Origin of the sequence: Rubritalea tangerina, assembly GCF_042683245.1 — a bacterium.
Classification (GTDB): Bacteria; Verrucomicrobiota; Verrucomicrobiia; order Verrucomicrobiales; family Akkermansiaceae; genus Rubritalea; species Rubritalea tangerina.
In genome coordinates, this window is the sequence record NZ_JBHUJB010000013.1 from 22,415 (window position 1) to 40,090 (window position 17,676).

12 protein-coding genes are annotated in these 17,676 nt (G+C 51.3%); 7 read left to right on the plus strand and 5 right to left on the minus strand.

Translation table 11 applies throughout. The features are described 5' to 3' along the window. Window positions 1-240: 240 nt before the first annotated feature. The 5 genes from kbl to ACFSW8_RS02805 all read left to right on the plus strand — a co-directional run bounded on the left by kbl (window position 241) and on the right by ACFSW8_RS02805 (window position 7,903). On the plus strand, window positions 241-1,437 hold the full coding sequence (gene kbl / locus ACFSW8_RS02785; RefSeq protein ID WP_377089023.1) for a glycine C-acetyltransferase: 1,197 nt from the start codon (window positions 241-243) through the stop codon (window positions 1,435-1,437). A 181-nt stretch (window positions 1,438-1,618) separates the two neighbouring features. Next, window positions 1,619-2,383 (plus strand): 7-carboxy-7-deazaguanine synthase QueE, encoded by a 765-nt coding sequence (locus ACFSW8_RS02790; RefSeq protein ID WP_377177383.1) that lies wholly within the window; start codon window positions 1,619-1,621, stop codon window positions 2,381-2,383. 171 nt (window positions 2,384-2,554) lie between these two features. Continuing rightward, window positions 2,555-3,277, plus strand: a complete 723-nt coding sequence (locus tag ACFSW8_RS02795) for a M90 metallopeptidase family protein (protein ID WP_377177385.1) — start codon at window positions 2,555-2,557, stop codon at window positions 3,275-3,277. Between the two features lie 372 nt (window positions 3,278-3,649). Continuing rightward, on the plus strand, window positions 3,650-7,381 hold the full coding sequence (locus tag ACFSW8_RS02800; protein WP_377089017.1) for an autotransporter-associated beta strand repeat-containing protein: 3,732 nt from the start codon (window positions 3,650-3,652) through the stop codon (window positions 7,379-7,381). A gap of 126 nt (window positions 7,382-7,507) precedes the next feature. Further along, complete coding sequence (locus ACFSW8_RS02805) at window positions 7,508-7,903, plus strand: hypothetical protein (protein ID WP_377089015.1); 396 nt, start codon at window positions 7,508-7,510, stop codon at window positions 7,901-7,903. 45 nt (window positions 7,904-7,948) lie between these two features. Here ACFSW8_RS02805 and ACFSW8_RS02810 read toward each other — a convergent pair whose 3' ends face one another. The 5 genes from ACFSW8_RS02810 to guaB all read right to left on the minus strand — a co-directional run bounded on the left by ACFSW8_RS02810 (window position 7,949) and on the right by guaB (window position 14,675). After that, on the minus strand, window positions 7,949-8,977 hold the full coding sequence (locus ACFSW8_RS02810) for a YHYH protein (RefSeq protein WP_377089014.1): 1,029 nt from the start codon (window positions 8,975-8,977) through the stop codon (window positions 7,949-7,951). Window positions 8,978-9,045: 68 nt separating this feature from the next. Further along, window positions 9,046-10,686: a sensor histidine kinase gene (locus ACFSW8_RS02815; protein ID WP_377089012.1), complete on the minus strand. Its 1,641-nt coding sequence runs from the start codon at window positions 10,684-10,686 to the stop codon at window positions 9,046-9,048. After that, window positions 10,686-11,339, minus strand: a complete 654-nt coding sequence (locus tag ACFSW8_RS02820; protein ID WP_377177387.1) for a response regulator transcription factor — start codon at window positions 11,337-11,339, stop codon at window positions 10,686-10,688. Before ACFSW8_RS02820 ends, ACFSW8_RS02815 begins: the two co-directional genes overlap by 1 nt. Before the next feature lie 194 nt (window positions 11,340-11,533). Continuing rightward, window positions 11,534-13,048, minus strand: coding sequence for a glutamine-hydrolyzing GMP synthase (gene guaA, locus ACFSW8_RS02825; protein WP_377091457.1), 1,515 nt, complete (start codon window positions 13,046-13,048; stop codon window positions 11,534-11,536). A 175-nt stretch (window positions 13,049-13,223) separates the two neighbouring features. Then, window positions 13,224-14,675, minus strand: coding sequence for an IMP dehydrogenase (gene guaB, locus ACFSW8_RS02830; RefSeq protein ID WP_377089010.1), 1,452 nt, complete (start codon window positions 14,673-14,675; stop codon window positions 13,224-13,226). A gap of 210 nt (window positions 14,676-14,885) precedes the next feature. Here guaB and ACFSW8_RS02835 point away from each other — a divergent pair, with 210 nt between their 5' ends. After that, window positions 14,886-15,800, plus strand: coding sequence for a LacI family DNA-binding transcriptional regulator (locus tag ACFSW8_RS02835; protein ID WP_377089009.1), 915 nt, complete (start codon window positions 14,886-14,888; stop codon window positions 15,798-15,800). Window positions 15,801-15,835: 35 nt separating this feature from the next. Beyond that, entirely contained in the window at window positions 15,836-17,551 is a 1,716-nt protein-coding gene (locus tag ACFSW8_RS02840; RefSeq protein ID WP_377089008.1) for a sulfatase, read from the plus strand. Window positions 17,552-17,676: the final 125 nt, after the last annotated feature.

Below are 17,676 nucleotides of genomic sequence, written 5' to 3' on the forward strand. Positions count from 1 at the left end.
ATCTGCATAGCCCCATACTCCAGCCACCAGTCCGCACCTTAGCTCTGGTGGCTTTTTCATTTCTGTGGTCCCCTCCGCGTACCAGCTGTGCACGTCAGCAATACAGATCACAAAAAAATCGGTGTCGCCCTGTGCCAATTTCACAGACAAAAGAAAGAAAGCCAGCACATGGCATATTCTGACTAGGCAGGACAGCTTTTGCCCAGTACACCTAGCCCAAGAACTCACCCTAACTTTTTCATGTATCCACAATCATTCCAAAGCCACCTCCAGAATACCCTCGGCGAAATCAAAGATGCTGGGCTCTTCAAAAGCGAGCGCTTCATTACCTCCACTCAGAACTCCACGGTCACTCTCGAAGGAGGCCGCGAAGTCATCAACATGTGCGCCAACAATTACCTCGGACTCGCTGACCACCCACGCGTCGTCGAAGCTGCTTCCAAAGCTGCAAGAGACTGGGGATTCGGTATGGCTTCCGTACGCTTCATCTGTGGCACTCAAACTCTGCACCGCCAGCTTGAAGAGAAAATCACCGAATACCTCGGCACTGAAGACACCATCCTTTACCCATCATGCTTTGATGCCAATGGTGGCCTCTTCGAGGTCCTTCTGACTGCCGAAGATGCCGTCATTTCTGATAGCCTCAACCACGCATCTATTATCGACGGTGTACGCCTCTGTAAGGCTAAACGTTTCCGCTACGCCAACAACGACATGGCTGACCTCGAAGCGAAACTTAAAGAAGCAGACGAAGCCGGCGCCCGCTTCAAACTCATCACCACCGACGGCGTCTTCTCAATGGACGGCATCATCTGTGACCTCGATAAAGTCCACGCCCTCGCTGATAAATACAACGCCATCGTTCACTTCGATGATTGCCACTCCACTGGATTCCTTGGTGAACGCGGACGCGGCACCCATGAACATTGTGGCCTCTTCGGTAAAATTGATATCACCACAGGGACGCTTGGGAAAGCTCTCGGTGGTGCCTCAGGTGGCTACACCTCCGGTAAAAAAGAAATTATCGACCTCCTTCGCCAGCGTTCACGCCCTTACCTTTTCTCTAACTCCGTGGCTCCTGTGATTGCAGCAGCCTCACTCGAGGTCTTCAACATGCTCGAAGAATCTACTGAGTACGCTGACCGCGTGAAAGAAAACACTAAGTATTTCAGAGAAAACATGGCCTCCACAGGCTTCACCATCGCCGGTAAAGACCACCCCATCTCACCAGTCATGCTCGGCGATGCTGCCCTCTCCCAACAATTCTCCGAAAAACTCCTCGACTACGGCGTCTACGCGATTGGCTTCTTCTACCCAGTGGTGCCGCATAACACCGCCCGTATCCGTACCCAAATCTCCGCAGCACACACCCGTGAGCAACTCGATGAAGGAATCGATGCCTTCATCAAAGCTGGGAAAGACCTCGGAGTCATCTAAGACGACTCTAGCTCCATTTATCCAGCCGTCTGTGCCCCCACAGACGGCTTTTTTGTCGCCAAAAACAAACCTTGATGTAGCCGCCCTCTCAATTTCGCTCAAAGCTGCACCTATCCACCTCTCAACCAGTACAATGGGCTAACACTTGAAAATGTCGAACGATCTGCCACTCTCCCCTGACATGTCACCCATACTCAAACTGGCTGTGCTCAACGGCAAACCTGAAATCTTCCACACCCTTCAGGGTGAAGGAGTCAGTATGGGTGTCGCATCAGTTTTCGTGCGATCCTCACTCTGTAACCTTCATTGCTCTTGGTGTGACACTGACTATACCTGGAACTGGGAAGGCACCCCTTGGATACATGAGAATGATGCTGATCCTAGCTATAAAAAGTTTAGTAAAGCGGAGTACCTTCAAGAATGCTCGATTGAACTGGTTGCGGAGGAAATTCAGAAGTTCCCATGTCTCAATGTCATCCTCACTGGCGGTGAACCTCTCCTCCAGCAAGAGGCTTGGCTCGCCCTGATTCATCACCTTCGACGCATCAACCCAGACTATCGCTTCGAAGTCGAAACCAATGGCACACAGATACCCACCGAATCCTTCGCCAGTGCTATCGACCAATTCAATGTCTCAGCGAAGCTCGAGAACTCTGGAAATAGCGCAAAGCTTAGAGACAAGCCGGAAGCGATGCGGTGGTTCGCTCATTCTGAAAAAGCCTGGTTCAAGTTTGTCATCCAATCCCCAGAAGACCTTCAGGAAATGCAAGCTCTCGAGAAAAAGTACAACTTACCGCGCCACCGTATCCTCCTCATGCCAGAGGGGCGCACCGAAGAAGCTCTCCAAAAAAAACGCCTTTGGCTCGCAGACCTCTGCAGAGACCACAACTACCGTTTTTCTGACCGACTGCATATTCAACTCTGGGGCTCAAAACGTGGCGTGTGACACCACCTCACACGACCCGCTAATTCTCCACCCCTGCATCTACTATTTGCCAATACAGTCCGCGGACCTTTCGCTAATATCCCTAGGTGCTCCGCCATTCTCCAATCCTACTCAGTTTATCACTCATAGTCCTCTGTGCCTGTGAGCAGCAAACACCCCCAATCCCGACTCATGAGCCAAAGACCCACCTGCTCAGTGATTGGAAAGGCTCCACTAACTAACACCTTTGCTTCCTTCTATCAGAAAGTCACCTTCTATCACGACCTCCCTATCGTAAGTTCCGCCAAGGTCTCCTCTGCAGCGCATGCTAAGGCATATGAAATTGTAAGCCATATGCTCAGCGATAAACCTGAAGTACGCGCTGCTATCATCCGCAACAAGGTTGTCGTCGCCATCATGGCGCCCACTGAACTAACAACAGATATTCCTGAACATAGTGATCTAGCCCCCAAAGAACATTGGGATCAGCGCGCCCGTGGCCTCGGCGCCACAAAATCTCGCCCCGCAACTAGCTGCGGAGAAGAAAACTTGCTCAAGCTCCATGACGATCGCTACAAAGGCGAAAACATACTGATTCACGAGTTTGCTCACACCATCCACCAAATGGGAATCAACGATGTCGATCCCCACTTTGAGCAAAAACTTCAAGCTCTCTATCATGCTGCCATGGAGCAAAAACTCTGGCATGGCACCTATGCAGCAACCAACCACATCGAATACTGGGCCGAAGGAGTCCAATGCTGGTACAATGCAAACCGAGAAGCCTCTCCTCCAAATGGCGTCCATAACCATATCAATACAAGAGAGGAGCTCAGAGCCTACGATAAGGCACTCTACGACCTTATCGACCAGTGGTTCTCCCCCCCGCCACATACCCCAAAAAACCAGTACTAACAGGCTGACATCCCTGCCATCAGACACAAAAAATCCATGCTTCTAGGATTTTTTATAGCAGTCAGTGCCCCCCTCAATCATGGCTCTCCAATCCATTTGAGGACTGTCACCTCCCAAATGCACGGCAACTCACAATCGATCTAACAACTTAACAGTTAGCAACCTTCCTCTCCTCCCCCTCATCCTGAGTTTTGCTCGCCTCTCATACAATGTGCCGATTTCCCAGCCTATGTTAACGATTCAAGCAATAAATAAATTCAGCTTTGACCGATCAAATCAAGCTCATGTCATTATGATCTAAATTATAGCATTTTTAACATTTCATACAGCTATAAGAACCTAGACGACAATAAAAACCACTCTGCAATACTAATGAATCTGCAACACCTCCCCGCCACACTCACGCTATGTTTGAGTGTCCCCCTCATCCCTCTCCATGCTGATGACCTCACATGGGACGCAGCAACCAACACCACCTGGGACCTCACCTCGAGCAACTGGGGAGGCCCATTCTGGAATAATGCCACCCCCGACAATGCCATTTTCGGCCCGACCGGAGTAGGAACAATCACGCTTGGTGAAGGCATCTCAGTGGGAGACATCACCTTCAACACCGCCGGCTACACCCTCAGCGGCTCTCCCGACCTTACACTCTCAAATAATAGCACTATCACTGCAAACGCCGACGCCACAATCTCTGTGAACATGATCGGCAGCGGCGGACTGATAAAAGAAGGCTCTGGCACCCTACTGATGACCCAAAATGCAAGCTTCACAGGTGACACTATCATCAATGCCGGCACCTTCGCCATGAGCCGTTCGCTCAATGGCAACTCTGAAGTCTATATCAATAACGGCGCCACCCTAGACCTCAGATCAACCAATATCTTCCTTCGGACCAGCAATAGTGCAGGTATCACCATTGACGGCGGCACACTCACCGCAAGTGGCGGCAACCATAATAAATTCGGTAATATCACAATGCGCAACGGTGCCGTCTGGACCACCGAAGCCACAGCCGGCTCATACGCAGGTGAAAACTTTGTCATCCGCCCCAATGCCACCATCACCGTTGATGGCACTTCCGCTTCCACCATGAGCGCCAAAGATGGTGTCGCCCTAGAGAGTGGTATCGTCACCTTTGATGTGAGTGACGCCAGCGGAGATGCTGGTGCAGACCTCTTCGTCAACACCGAGCTAGAGAATGGAGGTGGCATCACAAAAACAGGCTCCGGCACCATGCTCCTGACCGTCAACAATACCTATACCGGTGCCACCACTGTCAGCGAAGGCACCCTCGCCCTCAGTGGCAATGGCGCTATCGGGAACTCAAGCGCAATTAACCTTCAGAGTGGAGCCGTCATCGATGCTTCAGCTGCTAATAATGGCCTCACCATCAGCTCAGGACAAAGCCTCTCAGGCGAAGGCACTGTCACCGGCGACCTGACCTTTGCTTCAGGAAGCGAACTCATCGCCGATGCCAACACCTCCAGCGCACTCCAGGTCAATGGCAACCTCGACACCAGCGCCGGCTCGGTTGGCGTAACACTCGTCGGTGCAGGCTCCGGCCCTATCGACATTCTCAACTACTCAGGCAATTACACAGGTACTGCCGCGTCCGACTTCAGCCTCAATGCCACTACCCGCCAAGCCCTCTTCACCAGCACTGCTTCTAGCAACGGTAAAATCCAGCTAGACATCGGTAGCGAGAGTAAAACCTGGAACAACGGCGCAGGGAATGGACAGTGGGATACCAATGCCTCTGCAAACTGGACCGGCGGCTCAGATGCCCTCTTCTTCGATTACGACGATGTCACCTTCGGTGACTCGGGAGCTGGCACAGTCACTCTCCAGTCGAACATAGCCGTTAACAACATGACCCTGAGCAACACCAGCGGCAATGACTACACCTTCGAAGACCTCACTGACGGCACCGAAGTCCTCTCCATTGGTAATCAACTCACCCTTAATGGCTCTGGCAATACCACATTCAATGCCCTCATTTCCTCAAATGCTAACATCCAACACAACGGCACTGGTAACCTCACCTTTAATAGCCCTGCCAACCAAACACTTAATGGATCACTCACAGGAACTGGCGCACTCGTAAAATCTGGCACCGGCACCCTTGCTCTCACAGCTGACAACTCAGGCTTTACAGGAAACACCACCGTCACAGGTGGAACACTAGAGCTCCAGCACATCAATGCCACAGGCTCAGGAACCATTACGAACAATGGCGACCTCTCCTTCAATGTTGCCGGAGCCCATTCCAGTACCCACCAGATTTCTGGCACCGGAAACCTCACCACCTCAAACAACCTCACCCTCGCGAATGGCGCATCCGTCAACATCGATGGGGACCTACGCAGAGGCCGTGGAGGAAACCTCACCATCGAAAATGGTGCCAACATTCAAATTGGCGGCCTAGCACGACTTTCTGGCTACAATGGCGGACAACGCTCCACAACCACGATCACCGGCGGCTCACTCACCGTTACTGGTGAGGCCTCAGACAACCGTGATTCATGGTACGATGTCGTCCAGTCCGGAGGTTCAGTCACCCTCGGAAGTTTGCGCTCAAACCGTACAGACGAAGGTAACCAAGGTGGCACAGGGGGGAATAGCACATACACTCTCACAGGCGGCACCCTCACCACTGGCAATATCAGCGGTGGATCTGGAGCCTCATGGTCTCGCGGAATCAACCTCTACCTCGGTGGCGGCACACTGGTCGCTAGTGCGGATTTCAATATGAATGCCAACTATGTCGAACTCACTGGTACCAATGGTAACCTCACCTTCGATACCGGCAGCCACACCGTGGGCTCCAACTACGCATTCACTGGCACAGGAGGCCTCATCAAAGCAGGTTCTGGCACCCTGAATGTCACACAAAATCATACCTACACCGGTGGAACAACGATCAATCAGGGCACCCTTTCCATCGGTAATGGTGGTTCACTCACAGGCTCTATCACCAACAATGCAAACCTAGCAGTCAACGGCACTACCAACATCACCCTCAATAATAACATCAGTGGTGCGGGTAATCTAAACTTCATTGGCAACGGAACCAACAACTCAAACTACGTCGTAAGCGGAGATAACTCCAGCTTCACCGGAGCAATCAACATCGACGGCGCTCGCATCAATGTGAATTCCTCAGGAGGTAATCGCCTCGGCTCAGGACACCTTACCATCGAAGACGGTGGCCAACTCTGGGCAACAGGTGGAACACTCAATAACTCAATCTCACTCCGTGGCTCAGGCGTGAGCGAAAATGCAGGCGACCTCGGAGCGATCCGCTTCTCAGGTGGCACTATTGCTGGCGATCTCAGCCTCAACGGTGACACTCGCCTCACGGCCCACACCATCAGTGAATCCGGAACCATCAGTGGCCGCATCTCAGGCTCCCATGGTATCGAGAAAACAGGTGCCGGTAACCTCACCCTCTCAGGTGCCAATACCTTCACTGGTAACACACTCATTAGCCAAGGAACCCTCACTCTCAGCAGTTCGGGCAGCCTCAATAACAGTGCCCTAATTGAAGTCGCGTCCGGAGCAAGCTTTGACGTCTCAGCATTCGCGAGCACAGGCTACAGCCTCACAAGTGGTCAAAGCCTCGCCGGCACCGGCAATATCGTAGGTAAAATCCTCTTAGATGACGGCTCCATGCTCGCTCCTGGCAATAGCCCTGGCACCATGACCTTCAACGACGCACTCGTCCTCTCAGATGCCACGATCCTCAACATCGACTTGAATGGAGCTGACCAAACTATCGGCAGTGGCATCAACGACCTGCTCACCGGCATCACCGACTTCACACTCGACGGTATCCTTAACCTCAGCTCAGACACCAACCTCTTCTCAGATGCTTCCGACGGAGACCGCTGGGTGATCGCAGAATACAGCGGCTCACTCACTGACAATGGGCTCGAGTTTGGGAGCCTCTCAGACCCACTCCCAGCGGGACTGAGCTTCCGCGTTGATACAAGCACCGCTGGTCAAGTAGCCATTGTTGCCTCTGTCCCAGAGCCATCATCCATGACCCTTATCGGCCTTGGCTCACTCGCGTTACTTCTCAGAAGAAAGCGCTCCTAGAGCCTCAGTGAAAAAAATTGTAACTTTCTTACAACTTTTTCCTAGCGACTCGGTTTCACATGATAGCACGGAGGTTCAGTTGCAACTCACTGGCCACCGTGCTATAACCCTGAAAGAAATTGAGCTATGACGGATAAAGATAAAGAGCCTGTATGGGACCTTCTCGATAACGCATCGACACAAAAAGCAGACCCCATGTTTGCCAAAAATGTCATGCGCTCTATTCGTCTCGAAGAAACTCCTGCCACCCCGTGGTGGAAGAAGTGCTTGAGCCCAGCCCCTGTGGTCGGCACCTTAGCCACTGCAGCCGCCTGTGTCGCGCTCATCCTCACCCAGCAATCCTCTACTCCAGAGAAATCCCCTGAGACTCTCGTCGCGACCTCTACCGAGGATAGCTTCGAGGAAGTGACAGCCAGTTACTCAGCCTCTGAAGACTTTGACGATATCATCAGCCCCATCTCATTGATCGCAAGCAATGATACCAACTCCCTCAGCGAGATCGACCTCTTCCTCGAACTCTAATCTCGCCCTGTCGACTTTACTGCGACTCAGCTGACTTCAGGCGACCTAATGACGGTGGCGGTGTGGCGGTCTACCTCCACCGTGAGGTGGCCCTCCTCCACCATGAGGCGGCCCCATCCGTCCACCTGGCTCGCCCCCCCTTTCCCCAGCTTGGCCACCTTTACGACCAAAACTCGGGTCCGGTTTCCCTTTGAAAAACCGAGGAATAAAAGGAAACTCCTCAGTGAGAACGTAGTAATACGTCCCACCCGGAAATTCAGCAGTAACCCCAAAACGTCCATTACATGCATCCAAGTCACCCGCCCCTTCAACATAGGCATAATCACTAGCAAAGCTCCCATCTGGCTTTCCCCCAGGCCCATGAGGCTTCCCAAGACGCATTTCTTTCTTCAACACATAGCTCGATTTCAGAACCTTCAAAGCACTCTTCCCATCCGCAGCTTCCGCATGCCCGTACTTCGCATAGATGGGAAATCCGTCTGCGGCCCAACCAGCCAGCACCATCACATTCTTTTTGACTTTGCTCGCAGCCCCCTCTTTCTCAAGCAAGCCATTTGGCATGCCGTGGTAGTGGTATGCCCCGGTCGGCTGCACATGAGCATGGCTGTGATCCAAGCCTAAATTCATTGGACATGTCAGCGCTTCATAGGTCCATTTCCGATCCCCATTCCACATTTCTGCCGTACCAGGGTCAAAAACCACCCCATTCAATGCCACCCCAAAAGGCTGGCGCTCAAGCGGTGTCATGCGACCAGCGACCTCGGGCTTTGCCGGCACCTCAAACAGATAACTCTGCTCGCGCACCTCGTTGGGATTGTTCCGATTCGGAAAACGCCCAGTTTTATGATTTGGCAATCCATTCGCTTTGATCACCCGTCGCTCACCAACCACCTGAATCGACACCTCACTATCACGCACGAGCTTCAAAGACCGTGAAGATTCCCTCTCATGAACTCCCTCATGCGCATGCATCTCCCCAGTAACCCAAAACACCAACAATGCCCGAGTGACAACCTTGATCGGCCGTCGCCCAATGAGGGTCACCCGCTTTTTGCTCAACTCTCTTTTCTTCATGCCCTAAGAATAACAAACTCAATATTAAGGAGAGATGAGTAAGAAACTCATCGATCCTTTCGTCCACCTCAATCCTTCCCACTCGGTATCCGTACTCTGAAGGTCGCGCCCTCCTGCTGTGGACTTCGCACCGTGATACTCCCACCATGCGCTTCCACTATCGCTTTGGTGATCGCTAAGCCCAAGCCCGTGCTCCCCTTCTCAGCCGAACGAGAGTCATCAACCTTATAGAAACGATCAAAGACATGGGGCAATGCCTCCCCGCTAATCCCTGGCCCGGTATCTTTCACCTCAATAACCACATCCTGCTCCTCCTCAATAAGACTCACCCACACATGCCCATCACGGTAGTTGTATTTAATCGCATTGCTTAGCAGGTTGATAAGAACTTGCTTCATCCGCTGAACGTCATGCTGGACCATCACCTCATCACCTAAACTCTCCTCAATCACTATCGCTTTCTGCTCCGCTAAGGGACGCACTAAGGCCACACAGCTCCGCACTAAACTACAAATATCCCCGTGCTCTAACTGCACCTTGAATTGGCCTGAATCGACCTTGGAAAGCTCCAACAATGACTCAATCAATGCATGCATGTGGTTTGCCGAATCATGACAGGTCTGAATCGTTTCCCGATACTTCTCAGGTGAGCGCTCACGAGCCAATGCCAATTCTGATTTTGCCAAAATAACCGCCAATGGTGTCCGCATCTCATGAGAGGCATCCGCAGTAAAACGAATCTGTTGCTGAAAGGAGTTTTCTAACTTTTCAAAGGAATCGTTCAAAACACCTGCGAGCTCACTCAGCTCGTTCTGCGTGTCTGCCACATCAATCCTCCTGCTCAGATCTCCACCAGAAATTTCCCTCGCTGTATGCGACATCATCTGCACAGGCTTCAGAGCCCGATGCGTAATCCACCACCCGCCAGTTACACCGACCAGGATCACTAGCCCCCCGACCAATACCAACTTGTTGCGAAACGAAACTAAATCTGCATCCACACGATCCGCCGAGGCCCCAACAATCACCGCTCCTCGTGGAGTCGGCTGAATGACCTCACGGTTCCCCAGGTTCCACCTCGCACGTTCCTCTTCAGCAGCCAGCTCTGGCCCCCGCTTGATCATAGGCTGCGGAATATGTTTGGGCGCAAATTCAGACTTGTAGAACAGCTCCTCATTCACAAACGCCACCACGTAAAACCCCCTGCTCTCTATTTTTTCAAGTACACCAGCAGGATCTGGAGGCCCACGCCTTCCTGCCCCCTCAGAAAAAGAATCGCCAGGCAGCCCCCCATTTCGCTCACTAGGTGGCCTGCGGTCCGGCCCTCCCCCTTGAGGCCCACGCCCACGTTCGTAACCCGGACCTCGTGGTCGTGGCCCAGGGCCTCTCTCACGGGGTGGCCCACCAAATAACTCATCGAACCCATCAACCTCGCTTGGTCGACCTCTTCTCCCCTCCCGTGGCCCAGGCCGCACCCCATCATAGCCACCCTCTCGCTCAGGTCGCCTCCCTGCCTCTCCACGCACTCCACTAAAATCAAAGGCAGGAATCACACCGTGAATCGGCCCCCACAATTCCTTGTCAAGCAACTGAATCTTCACCTCGCGCTCATAGTAGTAGAACGCAGTAAGCATCCCCGTCACAATCAATGCCAAAAGCACCGAATGCCATGACTGAATCTGCCAACGTAATGAATGCCAAATCCGCATCACTCAACAAAATAGCCATGACCACGCTTGGTCTTCACAAAATCCCCCCCCAGCTTCTTGCGTAAATTACAGACGTATACCTCTAAAATATTAGAAACCACCTCCTTTTCCTCAGAAAATAAATGCTCATAAAGAAAAGCTCGCGACACCACCTTGCCGCGCTGCGCCACTAAGGTGTCTACCATCCGGTATTCCAAAGCAGTCACATCCACCAACTCCCCAGCTTTCTGAATCTCCTTCTTAGAAGCATCAATCGTAACATCCCCTACCCTTACCACATTCTGACTCTGCCCACGGGACCGTCTTAACAAGGACCGCATGCGTGCCGTCAATTCCGCCAATTTAAATGGCTTCACCAAATAATCATCCGCTCCCGAGTCCAAACCTCTCACCCGATCCTCCGTCGAATCCCGAGCGGTCAACATCAACACCGGCACTTCCTTTCCCTCTTTCCGCAATGTCTCTAACACCTCCCAACCATTCATCTTTGGCAACATCACATCCAAGATCACTAAGTCATAAGAGATCTCCCGCGCGTGATACAAGCCCACCTCTCCGTCCTCACAGGCATCAACCAAATAACCTTCTTCACTTAATGCTTCTTCTAAGGTTCCACGGAGTGGACCATTGTCTTCTACCAATAGAATTCTCATGGTGCTGGGATCGTAACTTTTCCTTTTGAGTTCTCCAAACTCAATCACATCAATTTTTTTCGGTGGGGGAATGCATGCCATGTTCTACACTAACAAGCGAAACATTAAGATCAGATGAGTCGCTGCAACCTCAAAAAAAAGCGACTTGGTTGCCCAAGTCGCCTATTCTTCATTAAGAAAAAATCCCCCCCTTCTTATTCCCACTCGATCGATGCCGGTGGCTTAGAGGAAATATCATAAAGCACTCGGTTGATACCAGAGACTTCATTCAAAATGCGGCTCGAAACCTTACGCAACAATGGTGTGGGTAAATCCACCCAGTCCGCAGTCATCGCATCTTCAGAAATCACAGCACGCAGATTAGTCGCATACTCGTAAGAACGTTCATCCCCTTTGACTCCAACTGTCTTCACTGGAATCAACCCAGCATAGGCCTGCCAGGTCTTTTGGTACCATCCGCTCTCTTTGAGCTCAGAAATAAAGATGTGGTCACAGTCACGAATAATATCGAGACGCTCTTTTGTTACAACTCCTGGACAACGCACAGCCAAACCTGGCCCTGGGAATGGATGACGATCCAAAATGTCTTGCTGGATCCCCATGTTCGCTCCCAATTCACGCACCTCATCTTTAAATAACTCAGCAAGTGGCTCGAGAACCTTTCCTTCCTTCTGCATCTCCAAAATACGATCCACGCGGTTGTGGTGGGTCTTGATCGTAGATGCCTTAGAATTTTCATTGGAAGCTGACTCGATCACATCTGGGTACAAAGTTCCCTGCGCAAGCATTTCAGCATCCCCCACAGCATCCCAGAAGACATCAATGAACAGATTGCCAATGATCTTGCGTTTCTTCTCTGGGTCACCTTCTCCATCAAGAGCTGTAAGGAAACGCTCGGAAGCATCCACCACCTCGATGGGGACTCCCATCCGCTTAAAGTTCGCCTCTACCTCCGCAGTCTCATTCTTGCGCATCAAGCCCTGGTCAACATAGATCGCTTTCACGTTCACACCTGCCTCGTGCAGTAAAACCGCAAGCACAGTAGAATCAACACCACCTGAAACCCCACAAACTACCTGCTTCTCTCCAACTTTCGCACGAATCTCATCAATCAATTCCTGCTTAAAGTCTTCAATGTGGAAAGCTGCAAGCTCGCCAGCTGTGTCCAAAAAGTTCTTCAAAATCTGAGTTCCCTCATGCGAATGCGTCACCTCTGGGTGGAATTGAATCCCAAAGAAACTCTCGCCCCACTGCAATGACACCGGAGTCCCATGCTGGTTCTTAGCAATCACACGACAATCCTCACCAAGAGAATCAACCGTATCAGAATGGCTCATCCATACTTGAGATTCAGCGGAAATCCCTTCGTATAAACCAGTCTGCTCGACTGGATACAACATGGCATTCCCATACTCACGATGGTTGGACTTCTTCACGCATCCACCAAACTTGATGTTCAATAACTGCATGCCATAACAAACACCGAGCACTGGAACACCATACCCCTGGAGCATCTCAAAGTCGATATCTGGCGCGTCCTCATCACTCGTGCTCTTCGGGCCTCCAGAGAGAATAATCGCTCCCGGCTTCCCAATCGCATCCAAATGCTCAGGCAAGTACAGCTTCGCAAAATATCCAAGCTCACGCACGCGACGCACAATGAGTTGGGTGTACTGAGAGCCGAAATCGAGTACGGCTACATGATTGATTTCTTCCATGATAGAAATAGTGGTTGTTTAAAAGTGAAAATGCGGAGCATGCGCCCCGCGAATTGGTAATTAGTTAAATGAGCCGTGTGACAGTTTAAGTTGTTAAGTTATTACGTTTCATAGAATCGGCCCCTAATAACGTAATAACCTAACACGTAAAACAACGCCTTAGGCCTTAACCGAGCGGCTGATAGTTCGTTGGTTCCTCTGTGATGGTGATGTCGTGAGCATGCGACTCACGGAGCCCACCTGCGGTGATTTGCGTAAACTCTGCACGTTCACGTAATTTCGCCAAGTCCTGCGCACCGACGTAACCCAAACCTGAACGCAATCCGCCCATAAGCTGGAATACAACATCCGCAACAGGCCCCTTGTAAGGAACGCGACCTTCAACTCCCTCAGCCACCATCTTGCCTGAAGCATTCTGGCTGTAGCGGTCTTTGGAGCCCTTCCGCATCGCTCCCAACGACCCCATACCTCGGTACGTCTTGAATCGGCGCCCTTGGAAATGCACAGTCTGACCAGGTGACTCACGAGTACCCGCGAGAAGTGACCCTAACATCACTAAATCAGCACCTGCTGCCATTGCCTTCACAATATCACCAGAGTAACGAATGCCACCATCCGCGATCACAGCAACACCACGCTCACGCGCTACTGATGCCACATTCTGAATCGCGGTGAACTGAGGCATCCCGACACCCGCTACAACGCGAGTCGTACAAATAGAACCAGGTCCTACCCCCACCTTCACAGCGGATACTCCAGCATCACAAAGATCCTTCGCTCCCTGCGCTGTCACCACGTTGCCAGCGACCACAGGCACGCCCAAAGTCGTCAAATTCTTGATCACATCTATCACCACCTGAGTGTGGCCAGTTGCCGCATCAATAAATAAAGCATCTACGCCTGCTGCAACCAATGCTTCCGCCCGCTTCATGTGGTCCGGTCCTGGACCTACCGCCGCCCCACAACGTAACTGACCGTTCTCATCTTTGGCCGAATGCGTGAATGTCATGCGCTTCTCAATATCCGCACCTGTAATCAACCCCGCCAACTTTCCAAAACCGTCAATCAATGGCAGCTTCTCAATCCGGTTCTCATAGAGAATCCGTCGCGCTTCCTCAATACATGTGTCAGCTGGTGCTACCACCAAACGGTCGATCGGTGTCATCACATCTTCCACCGTACGATTCTTATTTTCTACGTAGCCAATATCACGCCCCGTAACCATGCCCTCTAAAACATTATCCTCGTTCACTACAGGGAAACCTGAAAAGCCTTCCTGAGCAATAATGTCACGCACATCAGCCAAGGTCATCGCCTTGCTCACAGTGACAGGATCCTGAATCACCGCATTCTCAGAACGCTTCACCTTCGCTACCATCGCAGCTTGTTCCTCAATCGTGTTGTTGCGGTGAATCACCCCAATGCCACCCTCACGGGCCAAGGCAATTGCCAGCTCAGCTTCAGATACTGAATCCATCGCTGCGGATACCACAGGAATGTTCAATCCAATATCCTTGGTCAACCACGAAGAAATGTCCGTCTCGTTTGGAATCACAGCACTGTGCTGCGGTACGAGAAGTACGTCGTCAAAAGAAAGTCCGAGAGAAATCTCTGCCATGCACGACACAAGGGATTTTTATCCCAACTTGCAAGCCCAAATCCTCCATCGCCACTTTTTATGCGTTTGATTCATCTTCACCCACTGCCACACAGCTCAACCACACAACCAAAGATTCAGCAGCTTCTTACCCCCAAACTCCCCCCACCATGCTTACTTTTTCTCAAAAACCCCTTTTATATAACGCTATATACCATAATCTGACGCGTTATGAATCGCATTCGCCTCAGTGACATTGCTCAAAAAGCCGGTGTTTCCACCATGGCCGTCTCACACGTACTCAATGGTTCAGGCAAAGGAAAAGTCAGCGTCAGCCCAGCCCTCTCTGACCATATCCGCGAGGTGGCAAAACAGCTCAACTACACTCCCCACCAAGCAGCTCGCGCCCTACGAGGCTCATCAATCAAAGTCATCGGAGCCATCAGCTATGGCGCCATGGACCCAATCAAAACCCGAGCCCTTGCCTGTCTACAAACCTCTGTAGAACGCCATGCATTTCACCTCATGAGCGCTCGAATCACCGAAACATCAAGCAACTGGGAGCACTCTATCGTAGCCCTCCTCAGTCACGGCGTAAATGCTCTACTCGCATTCTGCGAAGATGACACCCACCTCGAACAAGCACTACAACTAGGCAAACAAGAAGGCGTCCCCGTCATTCCCGTCCGGCTCGATGGTGGATCAATTGGCCCATCCAGCTGCGGAATCCGAACAGCTCTTAACAGCGGTATCCAACTCGCCCTCGATCAATTCTCCAACAAACACCCCATAAAAATCATCTCAGATAATCTCCCACCACTTTGGAAAAACCACCTCGAACAAAACAAGCTCCTACACACATCCATCAACAAGGCTGATCTAATTCCAAACGACCAAATCCTCACCTCCGATGACTGGACTGCCGCTAAACTCATCCGCCTCTATCCAAACCTCGTACCGGGCCAAGACTACAAAATCATTGGTTGGGGAAATGCCCCTGCATGCGACTACATGACTCCTCAACTAACCTCAATAGGCCTCAATCTACCTGAGGTCGTCAATGCTGCTGTCGATAATATCACGTCTAACCAACCCGCAATGATTCACAATATTAAGCCCATCATTATCCGCCGCCAAACCCACTAACTGACACCTATTTTCATCCCCTAACTAACAAACCTATGAAACAGAAATTGCTAATGCTAGCGCTTGCAGCTCTGACCCTCTCTCCGTCTATTGCCCATTCAGAACATCCAAAACCCAATGTACTCTTCATCGCAATCGACGATTTAAATGACTGGATCGGCTGCCTCGGCGGACACCCTCAAACCATCACTCCCAACTTTGATAGACTCGCTAAGTCCGGCCAACTCTACTCAAACGCCCATTGTTCAGCGGCATCATGCAACCCATCCCGTAGCTCACTCATGCTCGGAGTCTCCCCCCACACCTCAGGTATCTACTCAAACGGACAAAAAATGCGTGAGGTCCTCCCCGATACCACACTCATGCCAAAACATTTCTCTAACAATGGCTACTGGTCTGGAGGATCAGGAAAGCTCCTTCATTACTTTATCGATGCGAATTCATGGGATGCCTACTTCCCAAAAAAAGAAACAGAAAACCCATTCCCTCGCACTCTCTACCCAGAAACACGGCCACTCTCACTCCCTCGTGCTGGAGCTTGGCAATACAAAGAAACCGACTGGGGCGGTCTCGACGCTACCGATCAAGAATTCGGCGGTGACTTCCTCGTGTCCAACTGGATAAGCAAACATCTAAAAAAGCAACACGACAAACCATTCTTCCTCGCTTGCGGTATCTACCGCCCACACGAACCGTGGTTCGTCCCACAAAAATATTTCGATAAGTTCCCACTCGAATCAATCAAACTCCCACTAGGATACAAAAAAAACGACCTCGATGATCTACCTCCATCTGGCAAAAAAATGGGACCGAACCGCTACTTCAAGCACATCCTCGCCCACAAGCAATGGAAACAAGGTATTCAGGGCTATCTTGCTTCTATAAACTTCGCCGACGCAATGCTTGGCCGCGTGCTTGACGCCTTAGAGTCAGGCCCGAATAAAGACAACACCATTGTGGTTCTTTGGTCAGATCACGGATGGCATCTCGGAGAAAAACAACATTGGCAAAAATACACCGGATGGCGTGCCTCTACTCGCGTGCCGCTCATGATCCGTGTTCCTAAGGGCTGCTCTACAGCCCTCCCTCATGGCACCAAAGCTGGCACCGTATACAAACACCCAGTTTCGCTCCTCTCACTCTACAATACTCTGAACGAACTCTGCGGACTCCCAGCACATGGCACCGATAGCATCAGTCTCGTTCCCACCCTCAAGTCACAGGCCCAACAATTCGAATCAGCACTCACCTTCCTCGACCACCGTGGATCCGTCGCTGTTAGTGGCACGGATTGGCGTTACATCCGCTACCAAAATGGCGATCACGAACTCTATCACATCCCAACAGATCCACATGAATGGAATAACCTAGCCTCAAGCCCACAACACGCCAAGCACATCAAACGCCTCGCGGCTACGATCCCCACAAAACTCGCAGAATATGTACCACCATCACACGATGCCCTACCTGCCCTCGAATGGGTGGCACACTCAGACAGCTCAAAGCTCCCGAAACCCGCATTCGATGGCCCAAATTACCAGCTCGTCTTCATGAATAAAACCCACGCAAGTCGCAAGGTCTACTCACTCGAAAAAGATGGTTCGCTCAAATTTCAGACTACCATCAAAGCTGGCCAGAAACACACATTACGTGCCGAATCCGGCTCATACTGGATCATCATGTCCATGCAAAAAAAACAACTAGGATACTTCAAAATTCTAGACCGTAACGCCAAAGCGGTAATCAAATAATCTTCCACTTCCCCCCTATCTCATGATCATAAACTGGCGCCGCACCCTCGAACTCTAGATAATGACAGCGCGCTAACCCGAATTACCTACCAACCAACACCCGGTAAAAAAGCCTGTCTATTCCA